Origin of the sequence: Nonomuraea sp. NPDC049141, assembly GCF_040648415.1 — a bacterium.
In the GTDB taxonomy this organism is placed as follows: Bacteria; Actinomycetota; Actinomycetes; order Streptosporangiales; family Streptosporangiaceae; genus Nonomuraea.
Genome location: NZ_JBEZDR010000006.1, coordinates 504,033 through 518,256 on the forward strand (window position 1 = coordinate 504,033; position 14,224 = coordinate 518,256).

The 14,224-nt window shown below is 69.7% G+C and carries 11 protein-coding genes and 1 tRNA gene; 6 read left to right on the forward strand and 6 right to left on the reverse strand.

Annotated features, from left to right (window positions below; genetic code table 11):
- Nucleotides 1-45: 45 nt before the first annotated feature.
- Nucleotides 46-117 (reverse strand) — tRNA-OTHER (locus AB0B91_RS21240).
- Nucleotides 118-404: 287 nt separating this feature from the next.
- On the opposite strand from AB0B91_RS21240, the gene AB0B91_RS21245 reads away from it, so the two are divergent.
- Nucleotides 405-1,706, forward strand: coding sequence for a family 43 glycosylhydrolase (locus AB0B91_RS21245; protein WP_358321957.1), 1,302 nt, complete (start codon nt 405-407; stop codon nt 1,704-1,706).
- A 168-nt stretch (nt 1,707-1,874) separates the two neighbouring features.
- On the opposite strand, the gene AB0B91_RS21250 is transcribed toward AB0B91_RS21245, so the two are convergent.
- Nucleotides 1,875-2,801, reverse strand: a complete 927-nt coding sequence (locus AB0B91_RS21250) for a serine hydrolase (protein WP_358321960.1) — start codon at nt 2,799-2,801, stop codon at nt 1,875-1,877.
- Between the two features lie 750 nt (nt 2,802-3,551).
- Between AB0B91_RS21250 and AB0B91_RS21255 the strand changes: the two genes are divergently transcribed.
- The 5 genes from AB0B91_RS21255 (at nt 3,552) to AB0B91_RS21275 (ending at nt 9,901) form a co-directional block, all read left to right on the forward strand.
- Nucleotides 3,552-5,447 (forward strand): BTAD domain-containing putative transcriptional regulator, encoded by a 1,896-nt coding sequence (locus tag AB0B91_RS21255; RefSeq protein WP_358321963.1) that lies wholly within the window; start codon nt 3,552-3,554, stop codon nt 5,445-5,447.
- Nucleotides 5,448-5,742: 295 nt separating this feature from the next.
- The gene (locus tag AB0B91_RS21260) at nt 5,743-7,077 is read left to right on the forward strand and encodes an aminotransferase class III-fold pyridoxal phosphate-dependent enzyme (protein WP_358321966.1); all 1,335 of its coding nucleotides are present in this window, start codon (nt 5,743-5,745) and stop codon (nt 7,075-7,077) included.
- Nucleotides 7,059-8,096: an NAD-dependent epimerase/dehydratase family protein gene (locus AB0B91_RS21265; protein ID WP_358321969.1), complete on the forward strand. Its 1,038-nt coding sequence runs from the start codon at nt 7,059-7,061 to the stop codon at nt 8,094-8,096. The genes AB0B91_RS21260 and AB0B91_RS21265 overlap by 19 nt, the downstream gene beginning before the upstream one ends.
- An 85-nt stretch (nt 8,097-8,181) precedes the next feature.
- The gene (locus AB0B91_RS21270; RefSeq protein ID WP_358321972.1) at nt 8,182-9,096 is read left to right on the forward strand and encodes a UbiA prenyltransferase family protein; all 915 of its coding nucleotides are present in this window, start codon (nt 8,182-8,184) and stop codon (nt 9,094-9,096) included.
- A gap of 22 nt (nt 9,097-9,118) precedes the next feature.
- A complete protein-coding gene (locus tag AB0B91_RS21275; RefSeq protein WP_358321975.1) occupies nt 9,119-9,901 on the forward strand; it encodes a BTAD domain-containing putative transcriptional regulator in 783 nt (260 codons plus the stop codon).
- Here AB0B91_RS21275 and AB0B91_RS21280 read toward each other — a convergent pair.
- Genes AB0B91_RS21280 through AB0B91_RS21295 form a run of 4 tightly spaced genes read right to left on the reverse strand, consistent with a single transcriptional unit; the run spans nt 9,891 to nt 14,178 of the window.
- Nucleotides 9,891-11,054, reverse strand: coding sequence for an endonuclease/exonuclease/phosphatase family protein (locus tag AB0B91_RS21280; RefSeq protein ID WP_358321978.1), 1,164 nt, complete (start codon nt 11,052-11,054; stop codon nt 9,891-9,893). The genes AB0B91_RS21275 and AB0B91_RS21280 overlap by 11 nt on opposite strands.
- Nucleotides 11,051-12,094 (reverse strand): glycosyltransferase family A protein, encoded by a 1,044-nt coding sequence (locus tag AB0B91_RS21285; RefSeq protein WP_358321981.1) that lies wholly within the window; start codon nt 12,092-12,094, stop codon nt 11,051-11,053. Before AB0B91_RS21285 ends, AB0B91_RS21280 begins: the two co-directional genes overlap by 4 nt.
- A gap of 3 nt (nt 12,095-12,097) precedes the next feature.
- Nucleotides 12,098-13,117: a glycosyltransferase family 2 protein gene (locus AB0B91_RS21290; protein ID WP_358321984.1), complete on the reverse strand. Its 1,020-nt coding sequence runs from the start codon at nt 13,115-13,117 to the stop codon at nt 12,098-12,100.
- 50 nt (nt 13,118-13,167) lie between these two features.
- The gene (locus tag AB0B91_RS21295) at nt 13,168-14,178 is read right to left on the reverse strand and encodes a glycosyltransferase family A protein (protein ID WP_358321987.1); all 1,011 of its coding nucleotides are present in this window, start codon (nt 14,176-14,178) and stop codon (nt 13,168-13,170) included.
- Nucleotides 14,179-14,224: the final 46 nt, after the last annotated feature.

Here is a 14,224-nt window from a genome sequence, read left to right on the forward strand (position 1 = left end):
ACGACCGACACCCACACCCCCACCGATGACTTCCCCGATTTGGGGCAAGGCTGGTCGGATTCGAACCGACGTCCTCCAACCTGCTGTAAGGCGCGACGACCTCTGCGCTACAGCCTTGCCGCTGAAGATCTTAGCGAAGAGCACCGGCATTAAATGACCAATATGGCCGCATGGGACCTATCCGGCGTATGGGGATGCGAGCCGCGTTCCGGCGCTCGGTGAGCAGGGTGCTCCGCCCTGGCGGATACCCCTGAAGTCCCGCCGCTCAGCCGCCGACCTACCTGTGCGATTGTCAGCAATTTTTGCCGGGTTATTGACGACATTTTAGCAACTGGACACACTCGCCGCAGGCCGCGCTGATGTGAAGGACGTGACTGATGACTGGTTCCGAGAACAGGTTGAACGTGAACCGACGGTCCCTGCTGGCGGGCGCCGCCGGCGTTCTGGGAGCGGCGGCACTGCCCGCGACCGCCGCGCAGGCGGCTGCGACGCGATACCCGTCGAACTGGCCGGACCTCGAGCCCTACGGCCTCGCCGACACCCGGCTCGACCTGTGGCCGCGCAAGGACAACTCCTTCATCCTGCCGCTGGAGCTGCGCCCTCGGGACAAGGAACTCGGCCGGGTCTGGATGCGGGACACGTACGTCAACTGCTTCGTCGTCAAGGGTCGCCCGATCTACGTCGCCACCGGCACCACCCGGTCGGCCGGGCTCGCGGGGGCCGCCCCGTGGAACGACGGCGTCTTCGTGTGGACGTCCCCGTCCCTGCGCGGGCCGTGGAGGCTGGCCGACACCACCGGCATCCGCCCCGGCGCCGAGAGGGGCAAGGTGTGGTCGCCCGAGTTCGCCGACGAGAACCGGGCCGGGCGCACGGTCGTCGCTCCGTGGCAGGAGTACTGGACCGACGAGGGCCAGTTCGGCAAGCGCGGCGATGTCTGGGCCCCGGAAGTGCACTATTTCCGGGGCAAGTGGTACATCGTCGCCTGCATGGGCGATCACTCGCAGAAGGTGGGCTCGTTCATGCTCGTGAGCGAGGGCGGGGTCGAAGGCCCGTACCGCGTCGTCCGAGGCAACCTCGAAAAGCCCTTCGGCGACTCTTTCATCGGCGGGCCCGCCTTCATCAAGCCCGGCGCCTACCACCACATCGACGGCGGCCTCTACTCCGAAGGCGACGAGGCCTGGCTCGTCCTGCACAACAACCTGTACGCGAAGTTCCGGGACGACATGGAGGACATCGTCCCGACCACCAACCTCCCGATGTTCCAGCAGACGCCCTACTCACCCGAGCCGTATCTGGAAGGCGCGTACGTCTTCAAGCACGGCGGCAAGTACTACCTCCTGCACGCCGCCTGGAACCGATCCTCGACCAACGCCGACGGCAGCACCCGCTACGCCTACGACCCGGCCGGCGCCGGTCGCGAGCAGTACCACTACGACGCGGTCGTCGCCGTCTCCGACCACTTCGAGGGACCGTATTCGCGACGGTGGACCCTGGGCGTCGGGGCCGGCCACAACAACATCTTCGCGGATCGCAGCGGCCGGCTGTGGGCGACGTTCTTCCGCAACCCCAGATACGGCTACTGGGCCGACCCGTCGCGCGTCGCCGACACGGCGGTGCCCGGGATCGTGCGGGTGGAATGGACAGGGCCGCAGGGCAACCGCCTGTACGTCCAGCGCCGCAACCACGGGAACACGATCAACGACTGACAGCGCCTCCATGCAGGGTCTGACCCAGCGACTGACTGACCTCGGGTCCTCAACGTGATCTGTCGGCCATGACCGGGAAGCGGGCATGCACACACCGGACATGGCGCCTGATCACCGTGAACGGTGCGGGCCCCGACACCGCTGGGCAGCTCCTGGTCACCACCGGAATCAGGGTCCGGTTATGGAGGGCAGCAGGTAGTCGCGAAGGAACGCCCTTGAGTCGATCTCCTTGTTGATGCTGTTGTTGCCGGTGTTCTCGCTGGTCACGAGCACGATGTCCGCGCTGGGGATCACATAGACGAACTGCCCGCCATATCCCCAGGCGAGGTACGTCGAGCGTCCGGAGACGGTGTACGTCCACCAGCCCTCGGCATAGGCGAATGTGTCATCGACCTGTGTCGTCCGGGCTTGCGCCGCCTGCACCGCGCTCTGTGGCACGAGCGACTCGCCACCCCACTTGCCGTCGTGCAGATAGAGCAGGCCGAACTTGGCCATCTCCCGTGGCGTCAGGTAAAGGTTGTACCCGCCGGAGAAGACACCGCGCGGGTCTCGGCCCCAGTGCTCGGCCGTGATGCCCATCGGCCCGAACAGATACTGCTGGGCGAACTGGCAGGTGCCCATGTGAGTGGCCTTCTGCAGCACGGCCGAGACCACATGCGTATTGCCGGTGCTGTAGTTGTACGCCGTTCCGGGGACGGACACGAGCGGACGGCCGAGAATCGCCTGAACCCAGTCCGATGCCTTCTCGACCTGGCTTTCGGTCGAATCCTCCGTCCAGTCGAGACCCGACCTCATGGTCAGCATGTGGCGGAGGGTGATCTTCTTCTTGTCCGGCGACGCGTTGCCGAAGTACTCCGGCAGGTAGCCGGCCACCGGGTCGTCCAGGCTTCCGATGTAACCCTTCGCGATCGCGATGTGCACCAGCGCCTGCAGAACACTCTTCGACGCCGAGTGAATGTTGTTGCTCCGCTGCGCGCCACTGCCGTGGAAATATCGCTCGGTCACGAGCCGGTCGTGTCGGATGACCAGCGCGCTGAACAACGACGCGTTGTTCCCGAGCTTGGTCAGCCCCACACGCAACGTAGCGGAATCCATCCCCTGCTCCTCCGGCGAGGTCGGCGACCAGTCCGCACCGTCGTCCAAGGGATCCGTGTACGTCGGATTGCTCTCATAGAACGTCCGACCGTTACCTGCGATCCGGTCGCAATCGACAGTCGCCGTTCTGGCCGCCTGCGTTGCCGCCTCGGTGCAGCCGGCCAATGCCAGGAGCGACACCACCCAAGTGATCCACCGCCGACCTTGCTTCGGCGATCCCATGACTGACTTCATTTCCCGACAGTGTGGCCGACAGCACGGCAACCGGGCGAGGCATGTCCTGATCTTCCGGCAAATGTCTGCGTAATGCCCTGTTGCCGCCCTGTTCAGTCCAGCTGGGGTTGACGAGTGTCCCCCACTCGCCGGAGGCGACCGCGTGCACGATGCCCATGTGGGGCCTACACCGCGTCGCGGGCCAGAGTCTCAAGAGCTCTGAATGTGATACAGGCAGGTACGGTAACCGCACGAGAATGGCCGTGTGAGGACCGCGTATGGCGAATCACGCCCGGCGCACCGGCCGAGACGGATTCCTTGCGCCACACATATCGACGCGCAAATAAATTTCAGCCGGGCGTGGAACCGCTCCCACAGCACTGGCCACCGGCTATTCGGCACGCGTAATCTTCTTATTCCGTTCCAGGAAGTACCCTTCCAAGGTCGCTTCCGTCGATCATTGGTCGCGGCAAATCAAGATCCGTGTGCAATCGTGCGGTTCCTGTCGGTGAAGGCCGCGCACTGCAGGGTGGTCGTATGGATTTCAAGATCCTCGGGCCGATCGAGGTTCGTACCTCTCATGGGAGGCCGATCGCGCTCGGACGCCGAAAACAGCGGGTGCTGCTGGCCGCCCTGCTGCTCAACACCGGCAAGGCGATCCCCAGCCGGCGCATGCTCGACTGGCTGTGGGGCGAGTGCGCTCCCGCCACCGCGGAGTCGAACCTGTACACCTACATCTCCGCGCTGCGTAAGGCGCTCGGCTCCCCCTCCCGCATCGAGGCGGGCTCCAACGGATACGTGCTGCGCGTCACGCCTGGCGAGGTCGACGTCACCTTGTTCGAGGATCTCGCCGCGCAGGGGCAGCGGGCGCTGTCCGCCGGACGCCATGACGTCGCGCTCGAACGGCTGACCCGGGCCCTCTGCCTGTGGCGCGGCGAGTCCGTCCTGGAAGAGCTGCCCCTGCCCACGCCGCTGCGCTGCGAGACGGCGCGGCTGGAGCGGCTGAGGGCGAGCGTCGTGGACGCCTCGCTGGAAGCCCGGCTGGCGCTCGGCCGGCACGGCGAGATGCTCGCCGACCTGGAGGTTCTGACCCGCAAAGACCCGCTGAACGAGCGGCTCAGAGCACAGCTCATGCTGGCCTTGTACCGCTCCGGCCGCAGGGCCGACGCGCTGACGATCTATCAGGACGCGCGGATGACGCTGGCCGCCGAGGTCGGCATCGATCCCGGCCCGGACCTGATCCGCATGCACCAGCGCATCCTCGCCGACGACCCCGCCCTGACGCCGCTGCGCGCGGTCGCCGCCCGCCGGGCCCCGGCCGAGCTGCCCATCGGCCTGGCCGCCTTCACCGGCCGGGCCACCGAGATCGCCCGCCTGCGTACGATGCTGACCTCGGCCTCCGACACGACCGCCGTCTCGGCGATCACGGGCGCCGCGGGGATCGGCAAGTCGGCGCTGGCCGTGCACGTCGCCCATCAGGTCGCGGGCCGGTTCCCGGACGGGCGGCTCTACGTGGACCTGCACGGCTCCACACCCGGCGTCGCGCCGCTGAACCCCGCCGACGTCCTGGCACGCCTGCTGCGCTCGCTCGGCGACGACCTGGCCGGGCGGCCCGACCTGGACGAGGCCGCGGGCCGCTTCCGCTCGCTGACCGATGGCAGGCGCCTGCTGCTCCTGCTCGACAACGCCCGCGACGCCGCGCAGGTGCGCCCGCTGCTGCCCGCGAGTCCCACCTGCCGCGTGCTGGTCACCGCTCGCAGGATGCTGACCTCGCTGGACGCCGCCTCGCACTTCCGTCTCGGCGTCATGGCCGAGGACGAGACCTCCACGCTGCTCGGCCGCCTGATCGGGGAGGAGCGCGTGGCAGCCGAGCAGCAGGCGGCGCGCGCGATCGTGCGGCTGTGCGCCGGGCTGCCGCTGGCGATCAGGATCGCCGCCGCCCGGCTGATCGCCCGGCCGGGACTGTCGCTGCGCGCCCTGGCCGACCGGCTGGCGGTCGAGGACCGCCGCCTGTCCGAGCTCCAGGCCGACGACCAGGCCGTACGGGCGTACTTCATGATGAGTTACCGAAGCCTGGACGCCGAGTCCTCCCGGATGTTCCGGCTGCTGAGCCTGCTCGGCGGCACCGGCGGCGGCATCAGCGTCGCGGCCGCCGCCGCCCTGGCCGACCGCCCCGAGCCGCGCACCGCCGACCTGCTGGACCACCTCGCGGAAGCCCAGCTTCTGGACGCGTACGGCCACGACCGGTACCGCATGCACGACCTGCTCCGCCTGTTCGCCCGCGAGCGGGCCAGGGAGGAGGACACCGAGGAGGACCAGGCGCAGGCCGTCCGGCGGGCGCGGCGGGGCGTCTGGATCCCGCCCGCCTACATGACCACGAGGGGCCTGCCGCCCCGCACGTGGGAAATCATCCACGTTCACCGCGAGATCTGACTGATAAATATCCGGCGATCCGCCCCCGGCCGCTTTTTCTCCTTCGCCGTCGCGCAGCCCGCCGCCGACCTACACAAATTTGTATGGTTCGGGGTATAGGCGGATTCGACATTGTTGGCGACATGTCTCACCTTTTCTCACCGCCGAGAAGAAGGCCGGGCACCAGCCGAATTCGCGCGAACGGGGAAGGGCGCACGTGTCTGAACTGATCGGCGTGGACGAGTGTGAAAGTTTCACGGTAAAACAGGTCCAAGAGCTGTACAGAAAGTACGTCAGCCGCAGTCAGGTCAACCTCATGACCTCCTTCGGCTTCGGCCGGGAACTCGTCGAGAGCGCCGAGGGCGCCTGGATCCAGATCCGCGGCGGCCGCAAGGTACTTGACGTCACCGGCGGCGTCGGCGTACTCAACCACGGCCACAACCACCCCCGCATCCTTCAGGCGCGGCGCCGCTTCGCCGAAAGCCGGCGCATGGAGGTGCACAAGGCGTTCTTCTCGCCGTACGTGGCCGCCCTCAGCCACAACATCGCCGAGCTGCTGCCGGGCGACCTGAACATCTCCTACTTCCCGAACTCCGGCGCCGAGGCGAACGAGGGCGCCGTCAAAATGGCGTACAAGTACCACGAGGGGCGCCGCGACACCATCCTCCGCTCCGACATCAGCTTCCACGGCAAGACCCTGGGCGCGGGCAGTCTGACCGGATCGTCCGAGAACTCCTTCCGCTTCCCCGGTCTCCCCGGCATCGTCGTCTACCCCTACGGCGACATCGCGGCCGTCCGCGCGGCCGTCGAGGCCGCCCGCACCCCCGACGGCGGGTGCGACGTCTACGCGATCATGGCCGAGCCGTTCAGCGCGTCCAGCATGCGCTGCTGGTCGGAGAGCGACCTGTACGAGCTGCGCCGGCTCTGCGACGCGAACGACATCATGCTGATCTTCGACGAGGTCTACACGGGCTGGGGCAAGACGGGCAGCCTCTTCTACTTCATGCGCTACCCCGACCTGCTGCCCGACCTCCTCGTCTACTCCAAGTCCCTCGGCGGCGGCAAGGCGTCGATCGCCGGGTACACCGCCCGCGAGCCCGTCTTCCGCAAGGCCTACGACCGGCTCTCCGACGTCATCCTGCACAGCACCACCTACTACGGGTTCGGCGAGGAGACCGCCACCGCCATCGAGGCCGTCAACATCGTCGTCGAGGACGACTATCCCGCCAGGGCCCGGCAGATCGAGCGCATCCTGGGTCCCGGCCTGCAGACCATCCACAAGCGCCACCCCGACGTGGTCGGCCGGGTGAGCGGGGTCGGCGCACTGTGGGGCGTGTTCCTGTGCGGCGGGCCCAAGGTCCTCGACCTGGCCGCCAAGCTCGCGCCCGGCTTCTCCGGCGACCCGCAGTTCCGCACCAAGCTGATCACGCTCTCGGTCATCGCCGACCTCTACCGCGAGCACGGCATCGTCTCGTACTACAGCCCGAACGCCGACAACCCCCTCGTCGTCGCGCCGACCCTCGCCATCGAACAGGAAGACGTCGAGTACTTCCTGGACAGCCTCGACAAGACGCTGGCCAAGGGCCTGCCGCGGCTGCTCGCGGGATTCGTGCGAGAGAAGGTGGGATCGCGATGGCCCGCCGGGTCGTAGTCACCGGCAGCGCCGGGATGCTCGGCGGCCACCTGGCCCGCCGGCTCGTGCTCGACGGCCACGACGTGCTCGGGGTGGACCTGCGCCCCCAGGAAGACCCGCTGCTGACGGCGGGGCACCGGATCGGCGACGTACGCGACCTGTCACTGATGACCGAGGCCATGACCGGGGCGGAGGCGGTCGTCCACTGCGCCGGCGCGCTGCCGAGCTACCCGGCCGAGCAGATCCACGACCTGATCGTGGGCGGCACCCGCACCGTCCTGGAGGCCGGGCGCCAAGCCGGCGTGGCGCGGCTGGTGCACATCTCCTCCACCGCCGTGTACGGGCTGCCGACGCTCGTGCCCACGCCGGAGGAGCATCCGCGCGCGCCGGTCGACCCCTACACCAGGGCGAAGGCCGCGGCCGAGGAGCTGGCGGAGAAGTACCGGGCCGACGGCATGTGCGTGCCCATCCTGCGCCCCAAGACCTTCCTCGGTCCCGGACGGATGGGCCTGTTCGCGATGCTCTTCGAGTGGGCCGAGGAGGGCCGCAACTTCCCGGTGCTCGGTAGCGGGGACAAACGCATCCAGATGTTCGCGATCGAGGACCTGGTGGACGCCGTGGCCATCGTGCTCGACGCGCCGGCCGACGTCGCCGACGACACCTACAACCTGGCCGCCGCCGAGTTCGGCACGCTGCGTGAGGACTTCCAGACGGTTCTCGACGCGGCCGGCCACGGCAAGCGGGTCGTCTCGCTGCCCGCTGGACCGGCCCTGGCCGGGCTCCGGCTGCTGGAGCGCAGCCGGCTGTCCCCGGTGTACGGGCGGCTGGCGCGCAAGCTGCTCGCCGACTCCTATGTCAGCATCGACAAGGCCCGCGAACGGCTCGGCTTCCGTCCACGGCTGTCCAATCAGGACGCCATTCTCCGCACGTACGCATGGTGGCGGGAACACCGCACGGCCGCCTCATCGAGCAGCGGTGCGACGAGCCGTGACGCGTGGCGGCAGGGCGCGCTGTCGCTGGCGAAGGTCTTCTTCTGAGCTATCGGGGTAAAGCATGCGCCTTGTCGAATCGGCTGACGTCCCAGAGAGCCCGCAGCGTCCGGAAGCGACGCCGGACCGGCCCGTGGAAACCCGCACCCGCCTGGTCGCGGATCTGGCCGCCCTGATCCGCCCGTCCCACGCGGCCAAGGCGATCCTTCTCGTGCCCGTGGCGCTCATCGGCGCGCCCTCCCCCACCCTGGCCGAGGTGGTCGGGATCATCTGGGCCACGGTGGCGTTCATGGTCGCCTCCGCCGCCGTCTACATCCTCAACGACATCGTCGACCGGCACCGCGACCGCCTGCATCCCGTCAAGCGCGACCGTCCCGTCGCGTCCGGCCGGGTGGGGGTGCTGACCGCGGGCGCCTGTTGCGCCGTCCTGCTGGCGGTGCTCGCGGCCATCGTCGCCCGGGACCCGGTGTCCTCCTGGCCGGTGCTGGTGTATCTCGTGCTCAACGTCGCCTACAGCCGCCTGCTCAAGCACATTCCGCTGGTCGACGTGGGCACGGTCGCGGCCGGCTTCGTCCTGCGCGTCGTGCAGGGGTACGAGGTGACCGGGGACCGGGTGCCCTCCTGGCTGCTGATCACGGTGTTCTCGATGTCCCTGCTGCTGCTCATCGGCAAGCGCCGCCAGGAACTGCTGGAGGGCGGGGCCGTCCACCGGCCCGCGCTGCGCGGCTACTCGATGGAGCTGACCAACTGGCTGCTGCAGATCGCCTCCGTGCTCGCCCTCGTCTCCGGCCTGATGTACCTGCGTGACGAGGGGCCGTTCGGCCCGGAGCACGGCCAGACGGCGATGATGCTGTCCACTCCCTTCGCGCTCTTCGCCCTCTTCCGGTACCTGCAGATGCAGCTCCTGGACAAGGAGGGCGGTGACCCGGTGCGCGTGCTGCTGCGCGACCGTGTCATGGTCGCGAACTCGATGTTGTGGGCCGCCACCCTGGGTGTGACGCTCGTGCTCGTCCACCACCCGTCTCTGGCGACGGCCGTCCACCTGTGACAACGATTGTGAGAGGAAGGCGATGGACGTCCGCTTACTGGGACCGGTGGAGGTGACCGTCGGTGACCGCCGCGTCCCCTTGGGTCCACCGCAGCGACGCGCGGTGCTGGCCGCCCTGGCGATCGACGCCGACCGCCCCGTGTCGCTCCGCACACTGATCGAGCGCGTCTGGGACGATCCGCCGGACCGGGCGACCGACTCGCTGTACGCCCACATCACCCGCCTGCGGCAGGCGCTGACCGCGACCCGGATCTCCATCGAGCGCCGGAACGGCGGTTACGCGCTGGATGTGGACCCCGAGCGGGTGGACGCCTACCGGTTCCGGCGGCTGGCCAAGCAGGCGCAGCTACGCGCCTGCGACGACTTCACCCGGACCCGGCTGCTGACCGAGGCGATGGAACTGTGGCGCGGCGCGCCGCTCACCGGCATTCCGGGTGAGTGGGCCGCCCGCATGCGGTACGGCATCGAGCAGCAGTTCGTCGGCGCCATCGGCACCTGGGCCCAGGCGCACCTGAGCCTGGGCCGGCCCGACATCGTGGTCACCGAGCTGACCCCGCTGGTGCCGCGTTACCCGCTCGCGGAGCCCCTGGCGAGCATGCTGATGCGCGGCCTGTACGCCCTCGGACGCGGCGCGGAGGCGGTGGCCCTGTACGCCCGCCTGCGCGGCTACCTCGCCGACCACCTGGGCATCGAGCCGGGTCCGGAGCTGCGTGCGCTGCATCTCACGATCCTGCGTGCCGGCCCGGACCCGCTGACCCGGCCGGCCGGGCGGCCCGGCCTGCTGTACGCCCAGGTCACCGGCTGAGCGAGAGGACCAGCCGCTGCCCGCTGTGGTCGGACAGGCCGTCCGAGCGGACCAGCCGATACTCGTGGACGGTGATCTCCGGCGTGGTGTACGCCCAGTCGATCCGCCACCACGGCCACCGGTCGTCCCAGGTGGCGGGGTAGAGCGAGCGCAGCGCCGGGGTGGCGTCGGCCATCCGCCCCGGCACCAGGCGCAGGATGCCCATCGCGGGCGAGGCGTTGAAGTCCCCGGCCAGGACGGCGGGCAGCGGGTTCGCCTCGATGTCGGCCGCCAGTGCGCGGAGGTTGGCCTTGCGTGCCTCGTGCTGCGTGCGGTTGAGGCTGAAGAGGTCGAGGCCGCCCGCGGACGGGTCGACCGGCGAGTTGATGTGGGAGTTGTAGAACGAGACGGTCCGGTTCCCGACACGCAGGTCCGTGCGCAGCGTCTTCACCGTGTAGAAGCCGGGCCAGCCGGAGCCGGGCGGCACGGGCGTGTCCCGGCTGTCCTCCGCCTCAGGACGCAGGTCGAGGCCGCGCTCCAGAACGATGGGGAACCGCGACAGCGTCACCATCTCGCTCGCCGCGGCGATGTGGAACCCGGGGAACTCCCGGCGCAGCCGGTCCAGGTCGTTCACCCGAATCGGCCGGGAGTCCGCGCCGAAGTAGACGTACTCCTGCAGCAGCAGCACGTCGGCGTCCTGGGCGCGGAGGTAGCGGTAGAAGGCGGCGACGTCCCGTGGGGGCGTGCCGGTGGGCGGGGGCATCGCGCTGGGCACGGACTGGTCCCAGTACCAGGTGTTCCAGGAGAACACCTTGATCGCGTCCGATGGAGCCGGGGCGGGGCGGTGCCACAGCGAGGCGAGGTTGAGCCCGCTCGCGCCCCCACCCAGCATCAAGGACGCCAGCGCCACCACGGCGGCCGCCCGGCGCGCGCGGCGCGCCGCCAGGGCCGCGACGAGCAGCACCACGGGAACGACCGCCAACGCCAGCGGCGGGACGAGCTCGGGGATCTGCCACCACCACACCCGGCCGGACAGGACACGGTGCGACACCACGAACACCAGCCAGGCGATCGCCGCGCACAGCACCAGCGGGATCTTCCGCCGCTCCCGCCGAGAATCGCGGCGGCGCGTCGCGGCCTGCGTGGCGTCGGGCGCCCGGAGGGGAGCCGTCACGTGGCCGCCTCGCCGGTGGCCGAGTGGCGCATGGTCAGGTCGGGGTCGTAGAGCCGGCGGAACCTCGCCGAGCACAGCCACCGGACGACCCCGGCCGCCACCCCGGCGGCGATGGTCACGTTCACCAGGAAGTGCACGGCGCCGAAATAGAGCAGGAACAGCGGCCCGCGCCTGCGCAGCACGAAGCGGTACATGCCGAGGTCCGCCAGCAGCGACACGGCCAGGGCGAGGACCGCGAGCGCGGCGCCGGCCGGGCCGAACGGGACCGCCAGCGGCAACGCGGCCACCGCCGCCAGCGCGGCGAGGCTGCCGCCGGCCCGGCTGGAGGTCTCGAACCCGCGGGCGAAGCGCCGCCGGCGCGCGTACAGCGGCACCCGGGCGCGCCCCCGCCGGTACAGCTTGCGCAGCAGCTTGAACAGCTTGTCGTCGTGATCGTGCCGCGACCGCACCGCGGTGGTGAGCACCATCTCGTACCGCTGGGTGAGGCGGTGGCCGTAGTCGACCTCCTCGGTCTCGCGCAGCCGGGTGTTGAACGGCCCGATGTCGTCGAACACGCGGCGCGGCATCGCCATCAGCGCCGGGAACAGGAACGAGATCGGCCCCTCGGAGCTGGCCGTCCAGTAGTGGTACTGCAGCGCCCGGTACTCCTCGACGAGGCTGTCGCGGATCAGCGGCTCGGGATCGTGAATGCTGCACACCGCGCCGAGCCCGGGATCGGCGGCCAACATGCCAACAGCCACCTCGACGGCGTCGGAGTAGGGGGCCACATCGGAGTCCACGAATATCAGGATCTCGCCGCACGCGTGCGCGACGCCGAGGTTGCGCGCACCGGCGACGCCCATGTTGCGTTCCGTGCGGATCACCCGCACGCCGAGCCGCCGCGCGACCTCGACCGAGTCGTCGGTGCTGCCGTCGTCCACGACGATCAGCTCGATCGGCCGGTAGGTCTGTTCCCGCAGCGCGCCCAAGCACAGCTTCAGCGAGGCGGCGTAGTTGTAGTTGGGTACGATCGCCGACACCAGGGGCCCTTGTTCGGTCATCGCTCACACCTCGGCCGACGTGAGATCGTACGTGCGACGGAACCTGCTGGACAGCAGACACTGGGCCGCGCCGGCGAACACCGCCACCGCGACGGTGACGTTCACCAGGAAGTGCACCGCGGTGAAGTACAGGGTGAAGCGCGGGCCGGCGTAGCGCCACACGAAGCGGTACATGCCCAGGTCAGCCGCTATCGAGCCGGCCAGCAGCACGACCGGCGCGGCCAGCCAGGCCGGGCCGAGCACCACCGGCAGCGGCGCGGTGAGCACGGCGAACAGCGCGGCGAGCGAGCCCCAGCCGCGGCTGCTGTTGGCCGGGCCGCCGTTGAAGTCCGGGCGGCGCAGGTACAGCGGGATGTGCAGGCGCGCGCGGTGGAAGAACTTCGACAGCACCACCTTGAGCCGGTCGTCATGGTCGTGCCTGCCCCTGATCCTGTTGTCCAGCACGATGCGGTACCGCTGGGTGACGCGGTGGCCGTACTCGGCGTTCTCGCTGTGGCGCAGCGCGGGGTTCAGCGGGCCCACCTCGCGGAAGACCTCCGCCCGCATGGCGAACAGCGCGGAGTAGATCGTGGTGATCTCGCCCTCGTCACCGGAGATCCAGTAGTGCAGTTGGAGGCTGCGGTACCGCTCGACGAGGCTGTCGGGGATGAGCGGCTCCGGGTCGTAGGTGCCGCACACCACCCCCAGGGTGGGATCGGCGGTGAGCAGGTTCACCGCGTGCTCGACCACGTCCTCGGCCAGCGCCAGGTCCGAGTCGAGGAAGAACAGCACCTCGCCGCGCGCGTGCTCGACACCGAGGTTGCGCGCCGCCGGGGCGCCGATGTTGGTGCCGGTGACCACGACCCGCACCCCGTGCCGGTGGGCGATCTCCACCGAGTCGTCGGTGCTGCGGTCATCGACGACGATCACCTCGATGCGCGGGTACGTCTGCCGCTCCAGCGCGCTCAGGCACAGGTCGAGCGTGCGGGCGTAGTTGTAGTTCGGCACGATGACCGAGACCAGTGGCCGTACCTGCGGCGTCATCAGCGCTCCTCTCCCCTCGTCCGGCCGAAGCCGATGATCCGCATGGCCGTTCAGTCCTGGGCCGCGGGAATGCGGGCGGGCTTCTCCACGCGGCGGCCGAGCGCGAAGCGCTGCAGGACGCCGATCGCTCCGCCGAGGGCGCCGGTGAAGGTGACGGTGAGGTGGACGCCGGAGAAGTACAGGCCGAACGCGAGTCCCCGCTGGGTGTAGGCGGAGCGGTAGGTGCCCGCGTCCAGGGCTATGGCGGCGGCGACCAGCGCGGGCGGGACGAGTGCGCCGGCGCGGCCCGCCACCACGGGCAGGGCGAGCGCCGGGACGGCGGCGAGCAGCAGGACGCCGCCGACCGCGCGGGGCACGGAGTCCCCGGGTGTCTCCCCCTTGTGCCAGTCCAGCGCGCTGATGCGGGCGCGGCGGAGCACCTTGCGCAGGATCGTCCCCACGGTGGCGTCGTGGTCCTTGCGGCCGCGTATCGCGTCGCTCAGCTTCACCTCGTACGACCGCGTCACGCGGATGCGGTAGTCGGAGGAGACGGTCTCACGCAGCCGCGGATCGAAGGGGCCGATCTCGGCGAACACCTTGGCGGGGACCACGAGCACCGCCGCGTGCAGCTCGAGCGTCGGCCGGTGGGCGGGCATCCACCAGCGGTGCATCTGCAGGGCGCGGTACTGGGCGGCCAGGCTCTGGGAGACCAGCGACTCGGGCCCCAGGATGCCGCCCAGGGCGCCGATCCGCGGGCGGGACTCCAAGATCCGCACAGCGTTCGCCACGGCGTCCGGGTCGAGGGCGATGTCGGCGTCGAGGAAGAACAGGATCTCCCCGGTGGCATACTCGGCGCCCAGGTTGCGCGCGGGGGTCGGGCCGCCGTTGACCTCGGTGCGTACCACCTTGGCGCCCTTGGACGCGGCCACCGACGCAGCGTCCTCAGTGCCGCAGTCATCCACCACGATGACCTCGATATGCGGATAGGTCTGTTCTTCCACCGCATCCAGGCAGAGTCGTAACACGTCGGACCGGTTGTAGCTGGGGATGATGACCGAGACTAGGGGGTGCTCCCGACTCATGATGCGCTCCATTGGCCGTGTCAGACCTTGCGTCCGGTTCACGCTA

Coding starts and splice junctions, on each gene's coding strand:
- AB0B91_RS21250 (WP_358321960.1), bottom strand. CDS start 2,801: ATGGATTCCGCTACGTTGCGTGTGGGGCTGACCAAGCTCGGGAACAAC.
- AB0B91_RS21255 (WP_358321963.1), top strand. CDS start 3,552: ATGGATTTCAAGATCCTCGGGCCGATCGAGGTTCGTACCTCTCATGGG.
- AB0B91_RS21260 (WP_358321966.1), top strand. CDS start 5,743: ATGACCTCCTTCGGCTTCGGCCGGGAACTCGTCGAGAGCGCCGAGGGC.
- AB0B91_RS21265 (WP_358321969.1), top strand. CDS start 7,059: ATGGCCCGCCGGGTCGTAGTCACCGGCAGCGCCGGGATGCTCGGCGGC.
- AB0B91_RS21275 (WP_358321975.1), top strand. CDS start 9,119: ATGGACGTCCGCTTACTGGGACCGGTGGAGGTGACCGTCGGTGACCGC.
- AB0B91_RS21285 (WP_358321981.1), bottom strand. CDS start 12,094: ATGACCGAACAAGGGCCCCTGGTGTCGGCGATCGTACCCAACTACAAC.
- AB0B91_RS21290 (WP_358321984.1), bottom strand. CDS start 13,117: ATGACGCCGCAGGTACGGCCACTGGTCTCGGTCATCGTGCCGAACTAC.
- AB0B91_RS21295 (WP_358321987.1), bottom strand. CDS start 14,178: ATGAGTCGGGAGCACCCCCTAGTCTCGGTCATCATCCCCAGCTACAAC.